This window comes from Colwellia sp. BRX8-5, assembly GCF_014077325.1.
Classification (GTDB): domain Bacteria; phylum Pseudomonadota; class Gammaproteobacteria; order Enterobacterales; family Alteromonadaceae; genus Colwellia_A.
This window is the reverse complement of sequence record NZ_JACGVR010000006.1, coordinates 137668-162238: the sequence shown is the minus strand read 5'-3', so window position 1 is coordinate 162238 and position 24571 is coordinate 137668. Positions and strand designations below refer to the sequence as shown.

Below are 24571 nucleotides of genomic sequence, written 5' to 3'. Positions count from 1 at the left end.
CCTGCGTCGCTTATTTTAGCCAACATATTATTTGCCTCTAAAAGTAGGCAATAGGTTTAACCATACATTGGAGTTCTTTTTAAATTATGGAAGAAGTAATAGTAGAAAAAAATATCGAAGTCGAATCAGTCGGTACAAATAAAGCGAAGAATGAAACATTGACAACAGAGCTTCATTTTGAATTATTAAAACAATATGCGTGGCTTTCATCTGCTGTCATTGGTGCAATAATAATTCTTATACAATTAAACGTTGTTGTAATTGGAAATGGTATCTATGTTTCATTAGCTTTTTTAGCTCTATCAATATTTTTTTCTTTGGTTGGGCAAGACCATATTGTTGATTCACTGCTCAAAGGTAAAAACATATATGAAATGTCTAAAATTTTAAAGGTTATTCGTGGAGCTTCTATGGGGTTTTTGGGGCTTGGTGCAGGTATTTTTTCTGCAGGCTTTCTTTAAACCTAACAGAACTTCAAACGGAAAAATTACAGTTGGCAGTTTCACTCCGTTCACATTTTAGCCAATTATTATTTGCCACTTAATATGGCCGCAAGGCATTTCGATAATTTTGGAGCAGTCAAATGGATGAAATCAACAATTTTATATCGTGCATTGAAAATGAGACCAGAAAATCGGATTCATTTGCGTTGTTATCTTTTTTGGAAAGAGTATCTGGGTATAAGCCTTATTTAAGTGGCAGCATAATTGGCTTCGGTAAATATCACTATAAATACGATAGCGGTCGTGAAGGAGATTCCGCAGTAATCTCGTTCTCTCCTAGAAAACAAAACTTAGTGGTTTATATAATGTCTGGTTTTGACAAAATCGAAGACTTATTACAGGAACTAGGTAAACATAAACTGGGCAAATCTTGTTTGTATATTAATAAATTATCCGATATCAAACTGGATGTTCTCGAAAAAATAGCTAAGTTATCCGTTCAGTATATGCAGCAAAAATATAGGTGTAAAAATGCCTAAGAAATTAAACAAGGACAAAAAAAGTTGGCTATTTCACTCCTTTCGCAACATTAACCAACAATCTTTTGTCGGTTAACGTGGCGTTTGGAGTGTCTGGATGGTTCTAATCTACATGTTCTTTGTTTTGTTGTATCTTGCGCCAATTGTAATATTTGTTTATCTTAAATTATCAAGAAAAAAATTAGCGTTTCCATCGAAAATCAGTCTTTATATTTTTGCCATTTCATACGGCTTAATAATATATTCAGTCTTTGGATATGAAGTTTACTTAGAATTTCAATTAAATAAGTTCGATCTTAATAATGACGGTATGTTTAATGGTTTAGAAATTACCGCATCTCAAGAGCTAGCGATGAGTAAGGTCATATCCGATACGGGAAGAACATTTGCTCCGCTTACAGGCTTTATATGTTCTAGTCTTATTAGTTTATTATCACTTTTAATACTTAAGTCGCTTGGTTTGGGTAAAAGTACCTAATAAGAAAATCAACAGGACTAAAACAGCAGGCCGTTCTCTTGGCTCCATTTTAGCCCACTATTTTTAGCCTGTTATTTGGGCGTTATATTTTACAAGGACGAGCATGGCACTTTTTAAACTATTTAAAGGCAAAGAAATTGGCGCATTAGGTCAAGTAGATGCGTTAGCTAAAACTTTAATAAAAACTAAGGTTAATGTACATAAGCTAGGCTTAGAAGACGGTTCCGTTGGTGTTGGTCTAAACATAGTATCTAAAGGTTTTTTGTCTTATTCTTCTTTACCTATTTCACTTAATGAAGCTCAAGCTAAAGAATTGGTTAATAAAATTAATGAAGCATTCAGTTTGAAGTCACTATAAGCCATTCAAGCAGGTCTTTTTAACAGTTGGTTAGGCTCTGCTCGCTTCACGTTATAACCAACAATTAAATTTCCCTTAGCGGGACGTTAGGGAGCAGAGATAGTCTCTGCGAATTATCAAGGAGTTGCGAAATGATTAAGTTTTTATTTTTGTGTTTGTGTTTGTGCATAATACCTACTGTTGTATTAGCTGCTAGTGATGAATTTTATGACACAAGTACGATTCAAGAAGTAGAATCTATTTATTGGCTAAATCAAAAGCAAGATAGTGCAATTATTTATGCTAGATGGGAAAATTTTAAATTAATAAAAAATTTTATTGATACCGTAGTATTAACGGCTACAACAACCAAAAATCCAGTCAACCTAGAAAGTTCTGACATATTGTTGTTAATGTCTCCAAATCAGAATGAATTGTTTAAAGTGTACTTTACTGATGGCTTCATCACTATAAATGGACAATCATATACTGCAGACTCAGCAGTAATATCTAAGTTTAGAGGAATTAATAATAGTAGGATTGTTAAGGGGGATTCAATAATTCCCAAGGCATTAAAACGCGCTTTTAAATCAAATAGTTAGAGGTGAATGGTGTTAACTGCTCTCTGACAAGCGCTCAAGCGAGTGTTATATGTATAGGATAGTCATGTTCAAACTGATAGTTTTAAGCTCAATCTTTATAGTCTCAATATTTTCACCTGAGGCGAAAAGTGATGAATGTAATTTTACTGGTATTTGGGATCACTCAGCTAAACCGGCAAAACTTTTTATTGATTTAACTAAAGGTGAAATCTCAGTTTATTCTCATAACTTAAACCCTGAGTCCATTGGTTTAGTTGTATTAAAAAGTCTTAAGATAGACTCAACGAAATCTTCTTGGGATGCAAAAATGTATAGTGCAGCTGAAGGTTCATTTGTCGATGTCCAAATAACGGCAAAAAGCTGTAATCAATTAAGTGTTGGGTTTCAAGGCGAAGAAGTATTAGGACTAGTTAGGTAATTTACATATAACAAGCTATTTAAGCGGGAAAATTGTAGTTGGCTGGTTCCGCTTCGCATCATATTTTAGCCAACTATTATTTGCCCGTTAATATGGGCGTTAGTTGCTTAGGAGATTTCTGTGTATTTCATCACTGCGTTTGGTTTAATAATGATCTGTCTAAGCATCGTCATGATTGTTAATCCAAATTATTGGTCAGATGGGATCGTAAGTTTCAGTAATAGAAGTTATTTCCATTGGTTCGAAGTTATTAGTCGATTAGTTGCAGGGGTTGTCTTTGTACTTTTTAATCAATCTACACTGTATCCTCAATTAATACTTAGTATTGGCTATTTACTCATCGCTGTTGGTATTGGGCTTGTAATTATGGGTTCTGATAAGCATCGTAAATTTGCTGTTTGGTCAGCTCATAATTTTAAAAGCACATTCAGGCCTGCGGGTGTTGTTTCTCTTATATTTGGTATCTTTCTGATTTATGTATCAACTATTGGTGTGATCAGCAACTAACAACACGTTCACACGGACAAAAACAGTTGGCTGCTGTTTGTTGCTCACCTATAGTCAACTATTATTTGCCGCTTAATATGGGCGTTATAAGCTACAGGGGAGGCAACACAATTTCTTAACTATTATCGGTGTGTTTGTCCCTTAACATCAAAGGATTAGTGTTTGCTTCCTTCCTTTTTTGTTGTAATTATTTTGTTTATAATTTGTTAAGCATTCTGTGTTATTGTTTAACTATTAAGTTTTGTGGCTAAGTGATGCGGTAATTTATGCTTATTACTTCCATCAGTACAGTGTAAAAGCTTGTTTTTTTTAACTAAATTGTTTGCTAACAAGACATTCAAACTACAGTTGACTGTTATCTCTGCGTTGTCAATTTTAGCCAACAATATTTTTACCGCTTAACGGGCGTTAGACATTTAAGGATAAATCATAGTATGGAGTTTCTAAAAAAGTTAATGATGTGGCTTGGTGGTCTATTTACGCTGATTGTAATCTTAATTATATTTTTAGCGGCAGGTTCATCTAGCTTTAAGGACGAACAAGAGCCATTTGTGCAACAGTTTATGGCTGATTTCAGTGAGCGCTGGGAAACACAGGACATATATGCTCGTTTGAGTAATGAATTTATTGAACAAATCAATACTCAAGAGAGTAAAATAATACTGGCCCAATTCAAAACGATGGGAAAAATTAAAAGTATTTCAGATTTTGAAATTGGTAATTACAATGCTCACACGTCTGGTACAACAGGCGAGTTTTCGTTCAAAGGCACTTTCGAAAACGGTGATGCTTTAATAAATATTACCATTAAAACTTCAGACATTGGTGTTCGTGTAGTATTTTTTAGGTTAACACCTTCAACACCATTTCTTGATGTTGAGCCAATAAATCAAAAAGCTTAACAATAACTTCAAACGGATAAAAACAGGTGACTGTTTACCTCTTAATTGGGCGTTATATTACAAGGAAAGTTTGTGCGCAAAATAACATTATTAACTTTAGTACTTATTTCTATTTGTGGCTGTGCTACAAAGCAGATAAATCCGGAACCTTCACCATTTAATTATCTTGAAGCTGATCAAAGTTTAATTGAGTTGCTCATTCAGAAAGGATCTAATGCTAAGAAAGTACACTGGGTAAGTTTTATGGTTGACTGCAAAAGTCAGCAACAAGTTGCTGAAATAATATCAAGAGCAAAAATTGTTGGCTTTGACGATGATTACATATTCTATTCTGAAAAAAGGAAACTTTGGTCTTCATCTTTAAGCGCTTATATGAAGTTGAATTTAAGTGAAATTTCTTCATTTAGAGCTAAATTAATGCCCTTAATTCCATCAAACTCATGCGAAACAGTAGGTTGGGGCGCATCGGTAGAAATGTAATATAAGCTATACAAGCAGGAAAAATAACAGTTGGCTATCTGCTCTTTCGTCGCTTATTTTAGCCAACGATCATTTGCCTCTTAATGGGCCGTTAAACGCAATGGGTTATCTAATATGGTTTGGAAGAAGCATCTCAAAAAAATACTATTTTTTCTATTGGCTCTAAATATAGGCAGAATGGCATACAATGATTTAATGCAACCATCTCAGGAAGAATTAAAGACATCGTTTGAACAATATTTTACTGAAAATGATGATCGTATAAAAATGACATATTTTCACGTTGATAAAAATACTGTAGGTTTAGCATTAGAATTAAGTGGTATAGGTGAAAATCTTGATTCAAATGATAAAACTAAAATAAAAACAAACTCTGGTAAGTACATAAAAGATAAAGTTTGTAGCGACGCACAGCTTGTAGAATATATAAACGCTGGGAACTATGTTTCTATAGATATTAGGAATGGAGATAGTGATCGATTAGAGAATATTATGAATTTAAGCTTTTCAAAAGGTTCGTGCGTATAAGCCATTCAAGCAGGGCGTTAGGCTTTTATTGATGTTTAGAAATTAATTAAAATTCATCACAATTAAAGGAAAAAATAGATGAGTGAAGTAACAGTGGAAAATAGCCGTACAACGAAAGGGTCTGCCAAAATAGTTTACATACTTTATATGGTCGGCTTAATCTTTGGTATAACCGGGATTATTGGCGTTGTAATGGCCTATATCAATAGGGACGAAGCACCTGAATGGTTAAAAACACATTATCAATTCCAAATTAGAACTTTTTGGATTGGTGCTCTTTTTATCTTTTTAGGTTCAGTTTTATCTGTGATCTTAATTGGTTGGTTTGTGCTGCTGTTTTGGATGGTTTGGCTAATAATTCGTTCGGTTAAAGGCATGAAAGCGCTTGACCAGGAAAAGGCTATTGATAATCCAACGGGTTGGTTTTTTTAAACGCCTCACAAGCTGTTAAAGCAAGACAAATAACAGTTGGCTCTTAATAGGGCGTTAGGTATCAAATATATACAAGGACAGTGTATGAAATCATATTTAGCATTTATATTTCTCTTGGTAAACTTTAGCAGTACAGCCAACGATGAAACTCTATTATCAACAAAGAAAGGACTTTATGATGTTGGTGGTTTTAAACTTTATTTAGAATGTTATGAAAACGATAAACCTAAGCTTATTTTAGAGCAAGGTTATAGCAGAGCAGGCTCGGATGGAGCTTGGATGAATAATGTTAAGCGGCTAAATAAAACTTTCAGTATTTGTTTATACGATCGTTTAGGGTTGGGGAAAAGTGAGAAAGGGCCTGTACCTTTTACCGTTTTTGATACGGCAAACTGGTTACATGAATTATTGTCTGTCGCCAATGTTAAACCTCCATATTATTTTGCTGGTGGTTCCTATGCATCCTACATTATTCGAGCTTACAATCATTTATATACCAGTGATGTTTTAGGTGCTGTATTCATTGACCCAGGTATTTATGGGTATTTTCATACAATGGCTACAAGATGGCCTGATGGCTTTGAAACAGAAAATAAAGATTTGCAAGATATAATGGAATTTGAGTTAGGTGTAAAAGACCCTATGTTTAAAAACATGGCTGAAAAAGTAGATCACCTTAAAAGTTATGAGTTAATCAAAGCTTCCAAAACTTTTGAAGGTAAGCCTCTTATTGTTCTTTTTTCAAAAACAAGTAAAGATTATATTAACCAAACACCTAGATATGATGAACCTTTTGTTCCCGACAGTATTGCTAAGCCTATGAATGATTTATATGCTAATACAATTAACAGTTTTAAAGCTTTATCGACTGATACTAAAATTATTTTTTCTGAATCAAAAAGACATCATCTACATATAGCAGATCCTGATCTAGTTGTTAGTATTATTGAATCATTGATTGGTGGTAATTGATGCATAGCAAGGCATTCAAGCAGGCATTTAAACCATTGGTTAAGTGGCGTTAACATTGTAATCAACAATTAAAAGCCTCTTGATGGGGCATTAGCTGTATTTGTAGTATCCTGCTATTTTTTTGAATATTTCTGTTATTTCAGGAGATTGCTCAATTTTTCTTAACTCCAATATTTTATTTTGAGCCTTAAGATATGCTTGTTCAAAGGTTTTATTATCAATTGTGATATCAGTTTTTTTCTGTTTGCCATTTACGATAATTTGAATATGTAAAATTTGCTTTATTGAACCACTTTTATTTTTTAATGTTCGTTTTAGTCCAATAACGGTTCCATCAGGATGAAATATCTTATTTATATCTAACTGCATACGTATTTGACGATATAGTCTTTTTTGAGAGATTTCTTTTTGTCTTTTCTCTGCTAAAATTTTAGCTTTGTCACCATGCTTGGCAATAGAAAAGTATTCTTGAATACCAAACACCTTATCTTGAACTCTATATCGCTTAACATTTTGTAAGTTTGGGTGTGCCATGACAGTCATAATTGTAATATTTACCTGCGTTTAATGGAGTTAATTATAAATCGTTCATTCCTTAAACTTATTAGCCAGCAGGATTATAGATATTTTAATGTAATATTCAAGCTTAAATAGAAGACAAAAATGGAGTTTTTTTCTACGTAACAAGTAGGTAACATAAGGCTAACAAGCCATTTAACAAGGACAAGTAAGAGTTCACTATTTGCTCCCTCGTCACTTTTTTAACCAACAATTAAAACCTCTTAATGGGGTGTTAGGAAGCTAAATGAAGGTTCAGCATATCATCGACGATTTAGAGTCTGTCTTTAGCAAGCAGCCTGAAACAAAAGACTATGATGTCGCCTTTGCTTGTTACTCAGAAGATGGGTCAGGAAGTATAGAAATTGACTACGTGGAAGCCTTTGATTGGGATGAAGATGAAGAATTTTTTCTTATTCCTGAAAACTGTGCGAAACACTATGAGCGAGAAGCCGTTAAGTATAAAGCAGCGCACTTTGTAGAAGAATTAAAAAACATTAAAATTGAGAACTTTTCAGAATTTGAAACTTATGTAAGAGAAAAGATTAAAATAGCAAAGGACGGTTCTGTTATTTCATTAAACTCACCTATGTGGGGAACAGGCGTTCACGATATTGAGAAGTTTGTATATTTCTATCACGGTAAAGAGAGAGCTTAGCTAAAGTAATACTGTGATCTCTTTTATCCATTATCTTTTCTTGGTGCCATTTGTAAGCCTAAAGTATCAGTAAAATTATAATTTATGTCTTTTGCGGCCTTAACTTAAATATTGCCTAATGGTTATGCTATTTTGCTATGACACATCAATAGTATAGTAATTAAACAATCAGGTCTTTCTAAATAACATCATAATCATGAGTAATAGATAGTGTTACTTAGAGTGTTAATTAGCGGTGGGATTTCATAACACAATATAGGTCTGTAAAAAGCGTTATAATTTTGCTGATTAGTCGTTTAGATTGGTCTTTAGGCATAAAAAAAGACGTCCTAGGACGTCTTGATTCATTAATATGGTCGGAGTAGCAAGATTCGAACTTGCGACCTCACGTCCCCCAGACGCACGCGCTACCAAGCTGCGCTATACCCCGAATCAGTAAACATTAAGAGGGTTAATCTGTTTACTGCCTGTATAATAATGGTTTAAATACTGATTGCAATATAAAATATAGAAAATCAATCTGTTAGTTTATTTATTGTTCAATTTCTCTGCCTGCTTACTAAACTGCTTAATAAAGTTAACCCCATCAATCATTAATGGAAAATCAGAGTTTACCATTATGGGAGCCGCTAATTGTCGAGAGTAGCTTTGGAAATTACCGTTTTGATCAATAAACACCGATTTGTCTTTACTAAATACCATCATGCCATCGTCCATGGTATTGGCAATAATACGGTCTTTGGATAACCGCAGAACATTTTTACCATTACTATAGGTTGTTTCATTAATTTCACAGTTTAACCATTCCTGTATAAGGGTTGGTTGAATATCCATGTGACTGGTTAAATGGCTCACTGTTTTACTTTTACTTTCAGGTAAAATAAGTAACGAAGGTTTAATAGATAAACTGGTCGCCTTGGTCTTATTGCCAACGGAAGTGATCCAAATAATATCTTTAGTTTGTTTTGTTTTTTGTGCTAGTAGCAAAGCATCCATAAACAATTCAAATTGGTAAGTATTACTGTCAGCAAAATAAAATAAATGTAAGCCTACAGGTAAGCTATTAAGCTTATCAGCAAAGACTAGTGATGAAATATTATCAAGTGTCGTTTGCTGGCTAAATAAATGTTCAAAACCTTGTGATTCTGAAACTAGTTCTTTATTTATCTTGTCATGGATCATTGTGTAAGAACTTGCCAACTTATTTCTGTCTAATAATTGAAAGAGTAAAGGGATCGCCTTTTGTTCTTCCAAGCCTTCTTGGTAAATACTAGGCAAGCTGTAAAACAAGTTAAACCACGCGTTTTTGTGTAAGGCGTTATCTATATGATGTTCGAGCGTTAACTGGTTTTGGGTGTTTCTCTGCTTGAATTGCTTGATTTGCTTATCTGTTAAGCTCACATCGTTAACCACCATAAATACTGATTTTTGTATTGGTGTTTGTGATACACACGCTTCATTGAGCAACGGGTATTGAGGAATAGCATTGGTAAAGGCTAGTGGGCTTGTTGTTCTTTCTATGTATGCTTCACGGTCAAACATACCGTATTTGGTGAGTAATGTTTTTGCCGTCGAAGGGTATGACAAAGGTAATACTGTGTCTTGCCTTAAAATATCATATTCTAAGTTCGCATCAGCCCAAATATGTAATAAGTGGCTAAAGAAAAAAGAACAGACTAAACCAATAACAACAAATTTTGCGAAGACGACTTTCTGTAAGTCTCTTAAATGTTTCCACGCATAATTACTCAGAATTAATTCAAAGGCTAAAATAAACAAGGTTAATACGATACTAACAAACCAAAACATACGGCTGTTATGTTGTATTTGCGTGCTAATTAGATCAACAATTTGTGCGCTTGAAGAAGCATTTAGATGGTAACCCAAACTGTTATATATATAAGCATCTAGCAGTAATATTAACAATTGCAGGGTAAAGACCACAGAGGCTGTTGCTCGAATAAAACGGGTATGTGGAAATATTAAGGTGATCGGGAATAGTATTAAAACAAAAGTCATAAAGGTTAAAAAACCCATATGACTAAACCACGTGGTGATTAAATAAAATTGTCCAAGGAATGTCTCGGGACCTCCTTCACTAAAAATATAAAAGGATGATAATCCAATGGCGGCAATTATATTAAAAAAAGTGAACCAATGGCTCCAACTGATCAGGTGTAACAGGCGCTTGCTATACGTTTTTGAATCAAATGCAACCATAGTTAATTATCATTCTCTTATTATTGTAGTTTATCAATTCTATATTTTATGAATATAGTGGTAATTATAGGACCGACTTTTTTAAAGCATTAGTGAAATTGGTTACAATATCAGCTCTTTTTGCTTCAGGAATATTTTTATTAATAATTTCTGTTAAGGTATTTCCTAAGCACATTAGCGCTAGATCAGGGGTTGCAGACTCATTAACTAAAACATTATGTAAATCTTGGATAATTTTTTCTACACGTTCATTCGAATACTTGGATACAATAGGCATCTTAAATACTTAATAGGTTATTTGATAGATTGGTACAAGTTTATCAAATGCCTGAACAATATAAAACTGGCCTTTAACTATGAGCTTAATTATTTCAAACATTGCCCTACATTTTTTAACCAAAAAAGAAGAAACCGGTGAAGTTGTGCTGCGTTTAGGGCCAGAATCTATCGAAATCAGCAATAAGATTGAAAATTTTGTTGATGGACTTCATAAAATCTATAATGCTAAAGCGAGTAAAGCCTACGGACATTTTACCACTATGCCTGCAGCAGGAGATACTGCTCGTTTTGTTGATATTATGGAAAGCTATTTAGGTGAATCACAAAGTTTTTATGCTTTTAGTAGTCAGGCGGCTAATTTATTAAAAAATGAATTGGAAAAATATAACCTGGCAGAAACCGGCTACTTAGTTGTTTGTCACTATGAGTACATGGGCGGTCGTTATTTACTTGCTACAGTGATCCCCGTTTCTGAACATTATTCTGTCGATGGCGAATTAAATATTTCTGCTGACAAACACCTTGATACCGCGCGTATGCAATTAGCAGCGCGTATCGATTTATTTGATTATAAAGAAAACCAGCAAGGTAATAAGTATGTTTCGTTTATCAAAGGTAGAGCGGGTCGTGTTGTTTCTGATTTCTTTTTAGACTTTTTAGGTTGTGAAGAAGGCTTAAATTCCAAAGAACAAACACAAACGTTAGTGCAGGCCGTTGAAGATTATGTTGCTGTTAATCAACTTGATGCGACAGAAAAACAGAATACTCGCAAAGAATTATTGAGTTACTGTAAAGAACAAAAAAGTGCTGCTCAGGATGTCTCCATTCAAGAAATAGGGCAAGTGATCAAGCAAGAGGGCGCCACTCAAGATTTTCACCAATTTTGCCAAGAGCAATCTTATCCGTTGGAAGAATCTTTTCCACATGATCAAACGGTTGTTAATAAGGTCACTAAGTACTCAGGGTATGGTAACGGGATCAGCTTGAGCTTTGAACGCAGTCACTTTGGCGAAGACGTTGTTTACAATGCGGCAAATGAAAGTATTACTATTTATAAAGTACCACCAAATTTAAAAGATCAATTATTAGCGTTATTGCAAACGGCTGATAAGAAAGAGCAAGACGCTCATCAATCTGAAAATACAGAATTTTAAACTTAGTTAACTAATTTATAGGTATAAAAATGACAACATTAACCATTACTCGCCCAGACGATTGGCATGTACATTTACGCGATGGCGATGCTTTAACGACCACAGTTCCAGATACTAGCCGTTACTTTGGCCGCGCTATTATTATGCCAAACTTAGTTCCTCCAGTTACCAATGCTGAATTAGCGACGCAATATCATCAACGCATTATGGCTGCTAATGTAAACGGCTCAAAACAAAGTACGCCATTTCAACCATTAATGGTGCTTTATTTAACTGATAAAACCACCGTACAAGAAATATACGACGCTAAAGCAACGGGTCTTGTTTTTGCTGCTAAGTTGTATCCTGCTGGGGCAACGACAAACTCTTCTTCTGGTGTGACGAGTGTTGATAACATCGCTGATGTACTTACAGCAATGCAAGAAGTGGGCATGCTTTTATTGATCCACGGCGAAGTGACTGACAGCCATATTGATATATTTGATCGTGAAGCGATATTTATTGAAACTATTTTAACGCCCTTAGTAGCAAAATATACGGAATTAAAAATAGTTTTAGAACATATAACCACTAAAAATGCGGTTGAATTTGTTGAGCAAGCAGGTGATAACGTTGCGGCGACAATTACCGTTCACCATTTATTATTTAATCGTAACGATATGTTAGTTGGCGGAATTAAACCTCATTACTACTGTCTACCTATTTTGAAACGTAACATTCATCAACAAGCATTAATTGCTGCAGCAACTGGAGGCAGTCGTAAATTTTTCTTAGGCACTGATTCTGCTCCTCACCCACAACATGCCAAAGAATCTGCTTGTGGCTGTGCGGGATCTTATACGGCACATGCTGCAATTGAGCTTTATGCTGAAGCATTTGAAGCAGCAGGGGCCTTGGATAAATTAGAGGGCTTTGCGAGTTTACATGGGCCAGCATTTTATAATTTACCCGTTAATAACGATAAAATAACTTTAGAAAAAGCCCAATGGCATGTACCAGCGACGATGTCGTTTGGTCATGATGTTGTTGTGCCAATCCGTGCTAACGATACTATTGCTTGGCAAGTAAAAGACTAGATTTAAATAGGAAGTAATAATGCAATTATTTGTAAATGATTTAACGGTCATTGATTTTTCATACTGTTGCCAGGAACGTGGCATTGTCGGCGAGAGTTGGATCGTTGATGTACTCCTTGATGGTGCTCTCAATGAAATGAGCATGGTGCTTGACTTTGCTGTGGTTAAAAAGCAAATTAAAGCAATTATAGATGATGCTGTTGATCATAAATTATTATTACCGATGAAAAACGAATGTATTACTGTTTCTGATTCATTACATCAGGAAAACCATGAATATGTTGATTTTATTAGTGAGCGAGCCAGTTACTATTTACAGTCACCAAAATGTGCTTTTGCTAAAATTACTAGCGATACGATTGATGTAGCATCTGTTACTGAGCATTTAACCGCAATAATTCTTGAGCAATTACCACAAAATGTTCAAGGTCTTAAGCTAACCCTTCGACCAGAGAATATAAGTGGCGATTTTTACCACTACACCCATGGTTTAAAATTACATGACGGAAATTGTCAGCGTATTGCCCATGGTCACCGTTCTACTATTCATATCTTACAAAAAGGTCAACGGGTAGCTGCATTAGAAAAAGCTTGGTGCTTACGTTGGCAAGATATTTATATTGCTTCAGATGTTGACCGTGTTGCAAAAGCAGATATTGAACTGTCAAATTTTGCTCAACATAATTTGACGCCCGATCACCATTTCTTTTCTTATACCGCGCCACAAGGTCGCTTTGACATAGCGGTTGAGAATAAGGTATTAGACGTTGTCGATTGTGACTCAACCGTTGAGCTTTTAGCCGACTTTATTGCCAGACAATTAGTTGCTGATAATCAAAGTGATGTAACGGTTGTTGCCTTTGAAGGTGTTGGTAAAGGCGCTATTGCAAATGCTTAATACTAAAAAAATTAAGCTTGTAACCTTTTGTTTAGTCGGTGTTTTTTTTAGTCCGCATACGTTTGCTGATATTAAGCTTTCGGGAGAAATAAAGCAGGGCGCTTTAGTCATAGGTAAAACAGCTAATAATAATGTTGTTACTTTTGATGGGAAAGTGCTGCCTTTATCTGCATATGGCGATTACGTTTTTGGATTTAGCCGCGATGATGAGAAAACACATCAATTAGTGATCACTCAGCCAAATGGTGAAAAAGAATTAAAGTCTTTAACACCGGCAAAGCGTCAATACGATATACAGCGTATTGAAGGTATTGCCAAAAAAATAATGAACCCAAATCCGAAAGCTATTACTCGTTCTAAGCAAGATGGCGCGCAAGTGAGTGCAGCCAGAAAAACCTTAAGTACTAAAACTGATTTTGCTAACGGATTTATTGCACCAATAACAGGTATTATTACTGGTGTTTATGGTAGCCAACGGGTTTTTAATGGTGTGCCTAAACGTCCACATTATGGTTTAGATTACGCAGGAAAAACCGGCGATCCAGTCAAAGCTCCCGCAGCGGGCACTGTGGTAATGTTCGTACCTGATATGTTTTATTCAGGTGGCACTATGATAATTGATCACGGTCATGGTATTACTTCTAGTTTTTTACATTTAAGTAAATCTTACGTTAAAACCGGTGACGAAGTTAAAAAAGGACAAGTTGTTGCTGCCGTTGGCTCTAGTGGCAGAACTACAGGTCCTCATTTAGATTGGCGTATTAATTGGTTCAATATGCGCTTAGATCCCGCATTAGCGTTAAGAGCTGTTGCCATTAAATAGAAAATATTAACGCTATATATTAAGGTCTACATTCATTTATTAAGTCAGTAGTAAGTTATACAAATAAATGAGTGTAGGATTAATTAACCCGTCGTTTTTTACCACTTTCAGCACGTTTCTTATTTTCACTTTGAACATATACCGTATCGGTTGTTGCCATGCTTGCATGGCCCAGATCTTCTGAAATATCTTTAAGAGGGCGCCCACGTTCAATTTCCATACTTGCACCGGTATGCCTTAACCAATGGGCAGAAGCTTCTTTCAATTTTAATGCCTTATTTTCACCTTCGGATCTACGCATATTTTCATGTGCTTGATCAAAAACACTTTGAACTAAACGGCGTAAATGTCGAGATGTCATACCACCTTGGCCACGAACTTTCTCAACAAGAATTGAATTTTCATTACTTGATGGCAAACCTAATAAACCTCGGGAAGAGCGGTAACGCTCTAAAAAAGGTAAGAAATCAAGAGGAACCGTGATGTCACGCAATTTACGGCTTTTTCCAAAGACTTTAAGCCACCAATTTTCATCATCATCTTGCCAAAAGTGTCCCATTGTAGGTGACCAATTTTCACGTTCTGATAGTTCGGAAATTCTTAAAAAAAGGGTTTTTAATGCAGATATAACAAATAAATTTCGTTCAAATAGTGGGTTTTCATCAGCCATTTCAATGGCTGTATCTAAAACATATTGCCATTGGCTAGCGGTTAAACGTTTAACTTCTTTAACTTGAGAGTCTATTATAAAATGTCGGCAATCTTTTTTAGCTATTTGTGCAGGATTACCAATGCAAAAATCCTCAGCCATTAAATAGTTGTAGAAAACGATAATTGCGGTAAACATTGATGAAAGTGTTTGTTGTGATGGACGATATTTTTTCTTATCAATGATGTATTCAGATTTTAGACTTTTAGGTGCTTGGATTTTATACGGGAACCAAAGCTCATTAGCCAAGGAATAGCCATTGGATATTTTGAAACGTTCTTGATTTGATGTACCAATCCAAGTAACTGGTGGCTGCCAACAAAAGTCAGCATATTCAAGTAAGTCTGATTTACGTAATTGGTCTATTGGTTTTTTCTTTTCAATAAATGACCACAAAAGAAAACGTTCAACGTCGTTTCTAAATCGGTCATAAGTGTGAGTAGATTTATTTCTACCTATATAAGTAAGGAAGATTTTCCCCCAATCAAATTGTTCAAGCCACCAAGGTTCATTTGATGAGAATATTTTATCTAACTCTGGGTAGTCATCAAAATCAAAATCACACAAATCAATGTATGGTGGATATAAAGGAACAGGTTTATTTAACAACATTATTTTGAAAACCAAGTAGATAGTACGTATAAAGGCAGTCTAAACCATTATACTCACTATGTCCAATACTGAAGAGTATCGGACATAGTGAGCTATGTGGAATATAGGGAAGTGCTCCCCGTAATTACTCGTAGATTAAAAAACTTCTGATCTGCTATTTTAGTCTTAATCTACTTTAATTTTTTTCATAAACTTGTCGTCTAGCAACGCGATAAATTACGAACGTTGTTTATCGCGTCAAGTGTTAAGGCGCTAACCCTAGTCGTTGAAATGCAAAAGCACCAATACCTACTAGCACTAATAATAAAACAAGCTTACTTTTAACGGCTGAAGTATTTCTGTAAATACGAGGTTTATGTTCTTGTATCACTTTAGCTTCAACACCTTCAATACGACAATTAACGGCTTTGCTTTTACCGTTAGTTTGCTTTTCTACTTCAAAGTAAATTAAATCACCTACTTTAGGTTTTCTGCTCATCTCTTTTAATGATGATATATGAATAAAGGTATCTTTAGCCAGTTCACTCGATTGAATGAAGCCAAAACCTTTATTATCTTTCCAACTTGTTAATTGTCCTTTGTGCATCACGATTCCATTACAGCGTTTGGTTATAAACTATTAAAGCTTGTTCTAGGGTAAATATCATAATAATTATCATTAAAAAAGACCAGTCGAATTTGGTTCGACTGATCCTCTTTACTATAACTTAATGACGTTAATATTACATATGGTCAATAATACAATCACCAAACTCTGAACATGTAACGAGTGTTGCACCATCCATCAAACGTTCAAAATCGTAAGTGACTGTTTTAGCGTTAATGGCACCTGACATACCTTTAAGTAATAAATCAGCAGCTTCAACCCAACCCATATGTCTCAACATCATTTCTGCTGACAAAATAACAGAGCCTGGATTAACTTTGTTCAAACCCGCATATTTTGGTGCTGTGCCATGTGTTGCTTCAAAAATGGCAATATCATCATTCATGTTCGCGCCTGGTGCAATACCAATGCCGCCAACTTGTGCTGCTAATGCGTCAGATATATAGTCACCGTTTAAATTTAATGTTGCGATAACACTGTATTCTGCGGGTCTTAATAAAATTTGCTGTAGCATTGCATCAGCAATAACATCTTTAATGATGATCTCTTTACCCGTTTTTGGGTTTACAAATGAACACCAAGGACCACCCGCAATAAAGTCAGCACCAAATTCATCACGTGCTAATTGGTAACCCCATTCTTTAAAGGCACCCTCGGTATACTTCATGATATTACCTTTGTGTACTAAAGTTACTGACTCTCTGTCGTGATCAATAGCATACTGAATGGCTTTTCTCACTAAGCGTTCGGTACCTTCTTTAGATACTGGCTTAATACCTATACCACAGTTCTCGGTGAAACGAATTTTTGTTGCGCCCATTTCATCGATTAAAAACTTAATCATTTTCTTCGCTTGATCAGATCCCGCTTTATACTCAATACCAGCATAGATATCTTCTGAATTTTCTCGAAAAATAACCATATCTACTTCGCTTGGTTTTTTAACCGGGCTGGGTACACCGGTGAACCATTGTACTGGGCGTTGGCAAACATATAGATCTAATATTTGTCTAAGTGCTACGTTTAATGAACGCATGCCACCACCTACAGGGGTAGTTAACGGCCCTTTTATACCCACTTTAAACTGCTTAAACATTTCTAATGTTTCATCAGGTAACCATGTTTCTGAATCGTAAACTTGGGTTGCCTTTTCACCGGCATAAACTTCCATCCAGTGGATCTTACGATCACTGTTATAAGCTTTTTCAACAGCAGCGTTAACAACTTTTATCATTGGCGGTGTTACATCGATGCCAATACCGTCACCTTCAATAAAAGGGATTATCGGATTATTCGGGACACATAGCTGCCCGTTTTCACAGGTAATGGCTTGACCTTCAGTCGGGATTGTTACGTTCGTAGACATATATGATTCCTCTTCTTTAGCACAATAACGTTAACAGGTATTAACTTTAAAGCTATATTGTTTGAATTATGGATAAAACTGCTTATTTTAGTATAGGTTATCTTTACTTGAATGTTAAAAATAAATGAAAAAGAGCTTCAACACTAATACAGAATAGATGATATTGACTATAACCGAGGTGAATAATTTAAACAACCGTTTAAATTATGTGTTTGAAAGCTATTAATAACCGCTAATGAAATAAAATAGCTTGGTGAAAGTTAACTATCTTGAGATAATTACTTTTAATATTATTTTTTAGGATTGTTGATGAAACTATTAGTACGTAACTTATCTCGCTCTACAACCGAACAAGAAATTCGGATTTTATTTTCAGCTCATGGTGGTGTCACCGAATGTACTTTAGTTTTAGACCAAGAAACGGGAAAATCTAAAGGTTTCGCGTTTGTGGCAATGCCTAATGAAGCAGAAGCTAAAAAAGCGATTAAAGCACTGCACGAAACTAGAATTGGTAGTAATAGAATTAGAGTGAAAATATCTAAGTAAGACTAATTATCATTATTAGCATTCAATAAAAAGGCTGAGTATCAATTAAGATACTCAGCCTTTTTTATCTTTATAACTTAACGAATGTTACGTTACAGTAAGCTAGACAATATAGTATTAAACGTTTCGCTTGGACGCATCGCTTTACGCGCTAGGTCAACATCAGCATAATAATAACCGTTGATGTTCATTGAAGGACCTTGAGCGGCATTTAATTCAGCAATAATTTTAGCTTCTTGCTTAGTTAATGCTTGAGCAATAGCAGTAAAACTCGCTTTTAACTCTTCATCATTTGTTTGTTCAGCAAGTGCTTGTGCCCAGTACATAGCAAGATAAAAATGGCTACCACGGTTATCTAATTCACCCACTCTACGTGAAGGCGATTTGTTTTCATCGAGGAACTTACCTGTTGCTGAATCTAGCGTATCAGCAAGTACTTGCGCTTTGTTATTCTTGGTATGAACGCTTACATGTTCTAAAGAAGCAGCAAGGGCTAAAAATTCACCCAAAGAATCCCAACGTAAATGGTTTTCTTTTTCAAATTGTTGAACATGCTTAGGTGCTGAACCACCCGCGCCTGTTTCAAATAATCCGCCGCCATTCATTAGTGGCACAATTGAAAGCATTTTAGCGCTGGTGCCCAATTCTAAAATTGGAAATAAATCAGTTAAGTAATCACGTAAAACGTTACCAGTTACTGAAATAGTATCTTCACTCTTAGCGGTACGCGCTAAAGTAAACTCACAGGCTTTAACGGGTTCTAAAATCTGAATATCTAAACCTGTTGTATCATGGTCAGCTAGGTAGGTATTTACCTTTTTAATCATCTCTGCATCATGGCCACGATTTTCATCTAACCAAAATACTGTCGGTACGTTAGTTGCTTTAGCACGTGTAACAGCAAGCTTAACCCAATCTTGAATAGGCGCATCTTTAACCTGACACATTCTCCAAATATCACCTTGAGCAACGTTATGTTCTAACAAGGTTTCGCCGTTGTCATTAACTACTCGAACCGTACCTTTACCTGTCATGGTAAATGTTTTGTCATGCGAACCGTATTCTTCAGCTTTTTGCGCCATTAGACCTACGTTCGGCACTGTACCCATTGTTGTTGGGTTGAATGCACCATTTTCACGACAAAAATCGACAACCGCTGAAAAAACACCGGCGTAGTTACGATCAGGGATCATAAACTTAGTATCTTTTTGATTGCCATCACGATCCCACATCATACCAGAAGCTCTTAAAGCCGCAGGCATTGAAGCATCAATAATTACATCGCTTGGTACATGAAAATTAGTAATACCTTTGTCTGAATCAACCATCGCAACTTCTGGACGTGTGGTATAAACAGCGGCTAAATCGGCTTCAATTTCTTTTTGTTTTTCGCTTGGTAAACGAGATATTTTTGCATAAACATCGCCAATACCATTATCGGCATCTACACCAAGTTGTTCGAAAATAGCAGCATGTTTGTCAAAAACATCTTTATAGAAAACTTTTACTGCATAGCCGAACATGATTGGATCTGAAACTTTCATCATGGTTGCTTTTAAGTGAAGAGAAAGTAAAACGCCCTCTTCTTTAGCTTTAGCTGTTTGTGTTTCATAGAATTCAATTAATGCCGCTTTACTCATTACTGCCGCATCGATAATTTCTTTGTCTAATAACGGTAAGTGCTCTTTTAATAAAGTGACCGCACCATTTTCGCTAACGAATTCAATCTTTACATTGGTTTCGCCATTAATAGTGGTTGATTTTTCACTACCGTAAAAGTCACCCGCTGACATATGAGCAACGTGTGATTTAGAATCTTTTGACCAAGCACCCATAGAATGTGGATTTTTGCGTGCATATTGTTTAACTGAGCTAGGCGCACGACGGTCTGAGTTACCTTCACGTAGAACAGGATTAACCGCAGAGCCTAAAACTTTTGCGTAAGTAAGCTTAATAGATTGCTCAGCTTCATTTTGTGGTTCAGCTGGATAGTTTGGTAAGTTATAACCTTTAGCTTGAAGCTCTTTAATAACAGCTTCTAGCTGTGGTATTGAAGCTGAAACATTAGGTAATTTAATGATGTTAGCTTCTGGTGTTTTAGCTAACATGCCTAATTCAGATAAAGCATCACTAACACGTTGTTCTGCTGTTAAGTATTTTGGAAAGTTTGCTAATACACGTGCCGCAAGTGAAATATCACGCGTTTCAACGTTAATACCTGAAGAAGCCGTAAATGCCTGAATAATTGGTAATAAAGAGTGAGTCGCCAATGCAGGCGCTTCATCGGTAATCGTATAAATTATTTTTGTTGAATCTGAGCTCATTTACTTTCCTATTGCTAATTGCCTAATAAAGTGAAAATACCACCTGTTGGCGTTATTCATCACTCTATTACTATTAATTATTCCGCGAGAACGCTAAAGCGTATTAAAAATTTATGACTATTTATTCGCGATCTATGTGCCTGAGTAAGTACAGACATAAAAAACCAGTGGCTGTACCACTGGTTAACCTGAGTATTATAAACCTTCAAGTAAGCTTCGTAAACAATATGGCTATAATTACAAATAACTATGTTGTATATATAGCCATTATTTATTCTAACCAACCTTTGTCAATTGTTAATGAAAACAATAAAGGCGAAAAAGATTTGTATTTTTCATCATTTGACGGACACTTTGCATTCTCTATATAATGCGCTTTCCATGGATCATTGATTAGCCAAATTTTATTTTTCGCTACTGCAACGCCTTCTAATGAGGTGTTACCGATAGGCTCCCAATCACTGCATTCATTATTTTCAGCACTCACTGGCGCTAAAAAATTCATAGCAATAATTTTTGTTGGTTGTTTCTTTGCCAAATCGATAATCCATAATTGATCATCATTCCTAGCTGCAGCAACGATATAACCAGGGTGATTATCCTTCGAAAGATAGTCCATACCATTTATAGGGTGCCCACCCTGACTAAATGTCGGTAATAGAACTTCAGTATCAATTACCGGAGCAAATTCATCAGTCGCCCAAAAATTCTCGCCTAATACCAACGAAAAAATACGCGCTAAACCCTGACTGTCTTTTTCCAAACCAAGGTATAAAGTGTTGTCCTGACCAAAAGCTAGTCCCTCGATACCATCATTAGAAAAGTCACCCACGTTATAACTTGCGTCAAATTGTAAGGGTCTAACATGCGTCATCGATAATATATTATTATCATCAAGCGCTAATCTCACAATAAGTGTGGGGTATGTTGTCGAACCGGTATTTTGAAAGCGCTGTTGACATGCCGATGAAAGTTCATCGCCATTACGGGCATCTTCGGTCACTATAATGAAAACTTTATCATTGTTAGGGTCAACCGCTAAAGCTTCAAAATCAGGCTCACCTGCTAGATACGAGGAAAAGCAGCTAGACTTTACCTGGCTAGACAGGGTCATAAGCATTGATTTTTCTTCTACTAATCCACTCGTGGGCTCAATAATATGTAATTGTTTCTGCTGAGACTTATCAGCTGAACCATCAGAGAGCGTCAGTAACTTTCCGCGCCATAGCTTTAACGCGGAGGTTTGTGGATCGAACATAACTTGCTGATCAGCTTCTACCAGCCACTTTCCCTTTAAAGTCACTTGCTGATGAATGTTATCATCAGCAAGTACAGTAAAAGCAGAGAGATAGATAGCTATAAAGGGTAGCAGCTTCATTAACAACTCAACCTGTAATTATTTTAAAAGGTGTAATATATTGGTAAGGTCAGATTTGCCTTCAGCAATTTCTTCTTGTGTTAATCCTGACAATTCATGTGGAAATACCAACCATTCATCAGACTCGTGAACATAGTAGTCTGGTTTGATATCAACCACGTTATTGGTTGGCTTATACCAAGGACAAGCAATGCGAACATCTGTTGGCATATTATTACGCGCTAATTTTTTAAGTTGTTTTATTAATGCATCAATACTGCGGCCTGAATCAAAAACATCATCAACAATTAATAAGCCATCAGTTGCATTGGCATTTTCGATAATGTAATGCAAACCATGCACTTTGATTTCTTTACTTTGTTGGTTAATGCCGTAGTAAGAAGAAGTACGGACAGCGATATGATCTGTTTCAATATTTTTAAAATCAAAATACTCCTGAACAGCAATACCAACAGGTGCTCCACCACGCCATATGCCTATGATAAATTGTGGACGAAAACCATCTTCAAAGACTTTTGCGGCCAGTCTAAAAGAATCTTCTAGTAATTCTTGTGCGGTGATAAATTTTTTATTCATAGTGGTTGTTTCTTACTGTAAAAGTAGTGTAATGTGGCGAATTATATCAATTCTTGACCGAATGGTTAAGTAAATTATTCAGTGAATTAACGTTTATTATTTACCTGTACTCAAAAAACTTGAGTTTAACTAAGAGAAGTATTAATGCAAAAAACAATATTAACAACTGCTAGTTTACTATTTAGCTTAATGTATGTTTCACCAAGTTACTCTCAAGAACTAAAAGTAGCTTCATGGAATATCGCTTGGTTAGGTTCTCATGAGTATAATAAACGAAAATCAGATGATTATCAGCAATTAGCCGTCTATGCTAAACAACTTGATGCCGATGTGATTGCTTTACAAGAAGTTGAAGATGAAAATTGGGCAAAAATGGTCTTTGGTAACGAATACGATTTTTATTTTTCAACTAAAGATTGGGTACAGCGTGTTGGTGTTGCCGTTAAAAAATCAGCGGGCTTAACAGTGGTTGCCAAAGAATATAAAGCATTAAATGTTACCCGTGTCAGACATGGTATGGACTTAACCTTATCTCGAGATGGTAAACAAATCAGGTTACTTGCCGTACATTTAAAGTCTGGTTGTTTTGCTTTGCCACTTGATAGCAAATATCTTGCAGCGATGCCAAGTAGTACAGATAAAGAATTAAGACTAAAAGAAGCCTGCACTACATTAAGTATGCAAATAGACCCACTTGAACGTTGGGTAGATGAACGAGCTAAAGATAATGAAGCCTTTATTGTACTTGGCGATTTTAACCGCAGGTTCTCACAAGATGTAAGTCATCAATATGACGAAGACCAAGGTTTATGGCAAGCACTTGACGATGAAGGCAATGAAGCACTTTGGACACCAACAATGACTAAAGAGTCTGCTTGTTGGGGCGGCTACTACAAAGATTATATCGACCATATTGTTTTTAACCCTAGCGCTAAAAACATGTATATTGAAAACTCTTTTGAACAATTAGTTTTCAAAGAAAAATATACTCGCGAGCTTGCTAATACATTAACAGACCATTGCCCTATTTCGGTTAAAGTACAGCTTTAAACATTTAATAAGGATTTTGAGCTAGAATAGACCACAGACATAAACCGTTACTAGTGATAACTAGCAACACTTTATATTATCAGGACAATAGACCCACATGTATAACAAGCAACTGCCACTTATAGACCTTCACCGACATTTAGACGGAAACATTCGACCTAAAACTGTTTGGCAATTAGCTCAGAAAAATAATATTGCTTTACCTGAAACTAATTTCGAAGACTTTTTACCTCATATTAAAATTACTGATAATGAAGCCGACCTGCTCGCTTTTTTAAAGAAGTTAGATTGGGGCGTTCAAGTACTCTCTTCATTAGATGATGTTATTCGAATCGGTTATGAAAATGTTGAAGATGCTTATCTGGCTAATATTGATTATGCCGAATTACGTTTTTCACCTTTTTATATGGCAATGACCCATAAACTCCCTATTGAAGGTGTTGTGGAAGCGATTATTGAAGGCGTTAACCAAGGCCGTAAAAAGTATCCGACCAAAATAAATTTAATTGGTATTTTGAGCCGTACTTTTGGAGTAGACAATTGTGAAACTGAGCTCAACGCCCTTTTAGCCCATAAAGATAATATTGTTGCACTTGATTTAGCGGGAGACGAATATAATTTTCCTGGTAGCCTTTTTGAAAGTCACTTTAAGAAAGGATCGCATGCGGGTTTGCAAGTAACCGTGCATGCGGGTGAAGCGGCCGGACCAGAAAGCGTTTGGCATGCTATAGAAAAATTGGGAGCGACTAGAATTGGTCATGGTGTCGCTTGTGTAAAAGATCAAAAGCTAATGGACTACATGCTTAAACATAACATTGGTCTTGAGTCTTGCCTGACGTCAAATTATCAAACAGGTACGATAAAAGATTTAAGTCAGCACCCAGTAAAAACTTTTTTAGCAAATGGCCTTAATGTTTGTTTAAATACCGATGATCCTGCAGTTGAGAATATTGAGCTTGAAGATGAATTTAACCTTGCCAGTAACTTACTTAAACTCAGTGAAGCACAAATAACGCAATTACAAAGCAATGCCATTGAAATGAGTTTTTTAAGCCATGATGAAAAACAAACATTACGCCAATTAAAACTATAGCGTAAA

28 protein-coding genes, 1 tRNA gene and 1 pseudogene are annotated in these 24571 nt (G+C 35.7%); 20 read left to right on the top strand and 10 right to left on the bottom strand.

Annotated features, from left to right (window positions below; translation table 11 throughout):
* The first annotated feature begins 86 nt into the window (after positions 1 to 86).
* The 12 genes from H4J62_RS06595 to H4J62_RS06540 all read left to right on the top strand — a co-directional run bounded on the left by H4J62_RS06595 (position 87) and on the right by H4J62_RS06540 (position 6638).
* Positions 87 to 461 (top strand): hypothetical protein, encoded by a 375-nt coding sequence (locus H4J62_RS06595; RefSeq protein WP_182215136.1) that lies wholly within the window; start codon positions 87 to 89, stop codon positions 459 to 461.
* A gap of 122 nt (positions 462 to 583) precedes the next feature.
* A complete protein-coding gene (locus tag H4J62_RS06590; RefSeq protein ID WP_182215138.1) occupies positions 584 to 982 on the top strand; it encodes a DUF1801 domain-containing protein in 399 nt (132 codons plus the stop codon).
* Positions 983 to 1079: 97 nt separating this feature from the next.
* A complete protein-coding gene (locus tag H4J62_RS06585; RefSeq protein ID WP_182215140.1) occupies positions 1080 to 1460 on the top strand; it encodes a hypothetical protein in 381 nt (126 codons plus the stop codon).
* A gap of 103 nt (positions 1461 to 1563) precedes the next feature.
* On the top strand, positions 1564 to 1818 hold the full coding sequence (locus tag H4J62_RS06580) for a hypothetical protein (protein ID WP_182215141.1): 255 nt from the start codon (positions 1564 to 1566) through the stop codon (positions 1816 to 1818).
* A 131-nt stretch (positions 1819 to 1949) separates the two neighbouring features.
* Complete coding sequence (locus tag H4J62_RS06575; RefSeq protein WP_182215143.1) at positions 1950 to 2399, top strand: hypothetical protein; 450 nt, start codon at positions 1950 to 1952, stop codon at positions 2397 to 2399.
* A gap of 64 nt (positions 2400 to 2463) precedes the next feature.
* Complete coding sequence (locus H4J62_RS06570; protein ID WP_182215145.1) at positions 2464 to 2817, top strand: hypothetical protein; 354 nt, start codon at positions 2464 to 2466, stop codon at positions 2815 to 2817.
* 120 nt (positions 2818 to 2937) lie between these two features.
* The gene (locus H4J62_RS06565) at positions 2938 to 3324 is read left to right on the top strand and encodes a hypothetical protein (RefSeq protein WP_182215146.1); all 387 of its coding nucleotides are present in this window, start codon (positions 2938 to 2940) and stop codon (positions 3322 to 3324) included.
* A gap of 434 nt (positions 3325 to 3758) precedes the next feature.
* Complete coding sequence (locus H4J62_RS06560) at positions 3759 to 4226, top strand: hypothetical protein (RefSeq protein WP_182215148.1); 468 nt, start codon at positions 3759 to 3761, stop codon at positions 4224 to 4226.
* A gap of 72 nt (positions 4227 to 4298) precedes the next feature.
* On the top strand, positions 4299 to 4706 hold the full coding sequence (locus tag H4J62_RS06555) for a ribonuclease E inhibitor RraB (protein WP_182215150.1): 408 nt from the start codon (positions 4299 to 4301) through the stop codon (positions 4704 to 4706).
* Positions 4707 to 4820: 114 nt separating this feature from the next.
* Positions 4821 to 5234 carry a hypothetical protein gene (locus tag H4J62_RS06550; protein WP_182215152.1) on the top strand — a complete coding sequence of 138 codons (414 nt, stop codon included), beginning with the start codon at positions 4821 to 4823 and terminating at the stop codon, positions 5232 to 5234.
* A 78-nt stretch (positions 5235 to 5312) separates the two neighbouring features.
* On the top strand, positions 5313 to 5666 hold the full coding sequence (locus H4J62_RS06545; RefSeq protein ID WP_182215154.1) for a hypothetical protein: 354 nt from the start codon (positions 5313 to 5315) through the stop codon (positions 5664 to 5666).
* An 84-nt stretch (positions 5667 to 5750) separates the two neighbouring features.
* Entirely contained in the window at positions 5751 to 6638 is an 888-nt protein-coding gene (locus tag H4J62_RS06540; protein ID WP_182215156.1) for an alpha/beta fold hydrolase, read from the top strand.
* A gap of 90 nt (positions 6639 to 6728) precedes the next feature.
* Here H4J62_RS06540 and H4J62_RS06535 read toward each other — a convergent pair whose 3' ends face one another.
* Complete coding sequence (locus H4J62_RS06535; protein ID WP_182215158.1) at positions 6729 to 7181, bottom strand: hypothetical protein; 453 nt, start codon at positions 7179 to 7181, stop codon at positions 6729 to 6731.
* Positions 7182 to 7443: 262 nt separating this feature from the next.
* On the opposite strand from H4J62_RS06535, the gene H4J62_RS06530 reads away from it, so the two are divergent.
* A complete protein-coding gene (locus H4J62_RS06530; RefSeq protein ID WP_182215160.1) occupies positions 7444 to 7854 on the top strand; it encodes a hypothetical protein in 411 nt (136 codons plus the stop codon).
* Positions 7855 to 8207: 353 nt separating this feature from the next.
* Here the strand turns inward: H4J62_RS06530 and H4J62_RS06525 are convergent.
* The 3 genes from H4J62_RS06525 to H4J62_RS06515 form a co-directional block, all read right to left on the bottom strand.
* Positions 8208 to 8284, bottom strand: a tRNA-Pro gene (locus H4J62_RS06525).
* Between the two features lie 98 nt (positions 8285 to 8382).
* Complete coding sequence (locus tag H4J62_RS06520; protein WP_182215162.1) at positions 8383 to 10074, bottom strand: DUF3413 domain-containing protein; 1692 nt, start codon at positions 10072 to 10074, stop codon at positions 8383 to 8385.
* A 64-nt stretch (positions 10075 to 10138) separates the two neighbouring features.
* Entirely contained in the window at positions 10139 to 10351 is a 213-nt protein-coding gene (locus tag H4J62_RS06515) for a DUF1414 domain-containing protein (RefSeq protein ID WP_070373583.1), read from the bottom strand.
* Positions 10352 to 10430: 79 nt separating this feature from the next.
* Here H4J62_RS06515 and yejK point away from each other — a divergent pair, with 79 nt between their 5' ends.
* Genes yejK through H4J62_RS06495 form a run of 4 tightly spaced genes read left to right on the top strand, consistent with a single transcriptional unit; the run spans position 10431 to position 14304 of the window.
* Positions 10431 to 11507: a nucleoid-associated protein YejK gene (gene yejK, locus H4J62_RS06510; protein ID WP_070373582.1), complete on the top strand. Its 1077-nt coding sequence runs from the start codon at positions 10431 to 10433 to the stop codon at positions 11505 to 11507.
* Between the two features lie 29 nt (positions 11508 to 11536).
* Positions 11537 to 12583 (top strand): dihydroorotase, encoded by a 1047-nt coding sequence (gene pyrC, locus H4J62_RS06505; RefSeq protein ID WP_182215164.1) that lies wholly within the window; start codon positions 11537 to 11539, stop codon positions 12581 to 12583.
* Positions 12584 to 12602: 19 nt separating this feature from the next.
* The gene (locus H4J62_RS06500) at positions 12603 to 13481 is read left to right on the top strand and encodes a 6-carboxytetrahydropterin synthase (protein WP_182215166.1); all 879 of its coding nucleotides are present in this window, start codon (positions 12603 to 12605) and stop codon (positions 13479 to 13481) included.
* On the top strand, positions 13474 to 14304 hold the full coding sequence (locus H4J62_RS06495; protein WP_182215168.1) for a M23 family metallopeptidase: 831 nt from the start codon (positions 13474 to 13476) through the stop codon (positions 14302 to 14304). The genes H4J62_RS06500 and H4J62_RS06495 overlap by 8 nt, the downstream gene beginning before the upstream one ends.
* 79 nt (positions 14305 to 14383) lie before the next feature.
* Here H4J62_RS06495 and H4J62_RS06490 read toward each other — a convergent pair whose 3' ends face one another.
* From H4J62_RS06490 to icd, 3 genes and pseudogenes are all read right to left on the bottom strand, one after another.
* Entirely contained in the window at positions 14384 to 15625 is a 1242-nt protein-coding gene (locus H4J62_RS06490) for a tyrosine-type recombinase/integrase (RefSeq protein WP_182215169.1), read from the bottom strand.
* A 372-nt stretch (positions 15626 to 15997) separates the two neighbouring features.
* Positions 15998 to 16211, bottom strand: a pseudogene (locus H4J62_RS06485) (cold shock domain-containing protein); the annotation flags it as partial.
* Positions 16212 to 16347: 136 nt separating this feature from the next.
* Positions 16348 to 17598: an NADP-dependent isocitrate dehydrogenase gene (icd, locus tag H4J62_RS06480; protein WP_182215173.1), complete on the bottom strand. Its 1251-nt coding sequence runs from the start codon at positions 17596 to 17598 to the stop codon at positions 16348 to 16350.
* 309 nt (positions 17599 to 17907) lie between these two features.
* On the opposite strand from icd, the gene H4J62_RS06475 reads away from it, so the two are divergent.
* Positions 17908 to 18144: an RNA-binding protein gene (locus tag H4J62_RS06475; protein ID WP_070373576.1), complete on the top strand. Its 237-nt coding sequence runs from the start codon at positions 17908 to 17910 to the stop codon at positions 18142 to 18144.
* 92 nt (positions 18145 to 18236) lie between these two features.
* Here the strand turns inward: H4J62_RS06475 and H4J62_RS06470 are convergent, their stop codons facing one another.
* The 3 genes from H4J62_RS06470 to H4J62_RS06460 all read right to left on the bottom strand — a co-directional run bounded on the left by H4J62_RS06470 (position 18237) and on the right by H4J62_RS06460 (position 22422).
* Positions 18237 to 20468, bottom strand: a complete 2232-nt coding sequence (locus H4J62_RS06470) for an NADP-dependent isocitrate dehydrogenase (RefSeq protein ID WP_070373575.1) — start codon at positions 20466 to 20468, stop codon at positions 18237 to 18239.
* Between the two features lie 271 nt (positions 20469 to 20739).
* A complete protein-coding gene (locus tag H4J62_RS06465; RefSeq protein WP_182215174.1) occupies positions 20740 to 21846 on the bottom strand; it encodes a hypothetical protein in 1107 nt (368 codons plus the stop codon).
* Positions 21847 to 21864: 18 nt separating this feature from the next.
* Positions 21865 to 22422 carry a phosphoribosyltransferase gene (locus H4J62_RS06460; RefSeq protein WP_146800083.1) on the bottom strand — a complete coding sequence of 186 codons (558 nt, stop codon included), beginning with the start codon at positions 22420 to 22422 and terminating at the stop codon, positions 21865 to 21867.
* A gap of 144 nt (positions 22423 to 22566) precedes the next feature.
* On the opposite strand from H4J62_RS06460, the gene H4J62_RS06455 reads away from it, so the two are divergent.
* Positions 22567 to 23472 (top strand): endonuclease/exonuclease/phosphatase family protein, encoded by a 906-nt coding sequence (locus H4J62_RS06455; protein ID WP_182215176.1) that lies wholly within the window; start codon positions 22567 to 22569, stop codon positions 23470 to 23472.
* A 97-nt stretch (positions 23473 to 23569) separates the two neighbouring features.
* Positions 23570 to 24565, top strand: a complete 996-nt coding sequence (gene add / locus H4J62_RS06450; RefSeq protein ID WP_182215178.1) for an adenosine deaminase — start codon at positions 23570 to 23572, stop codon at positions 24563 to 24565.
* Positions 24566 to 24571 lie beyond the last annotated feature (6 nt).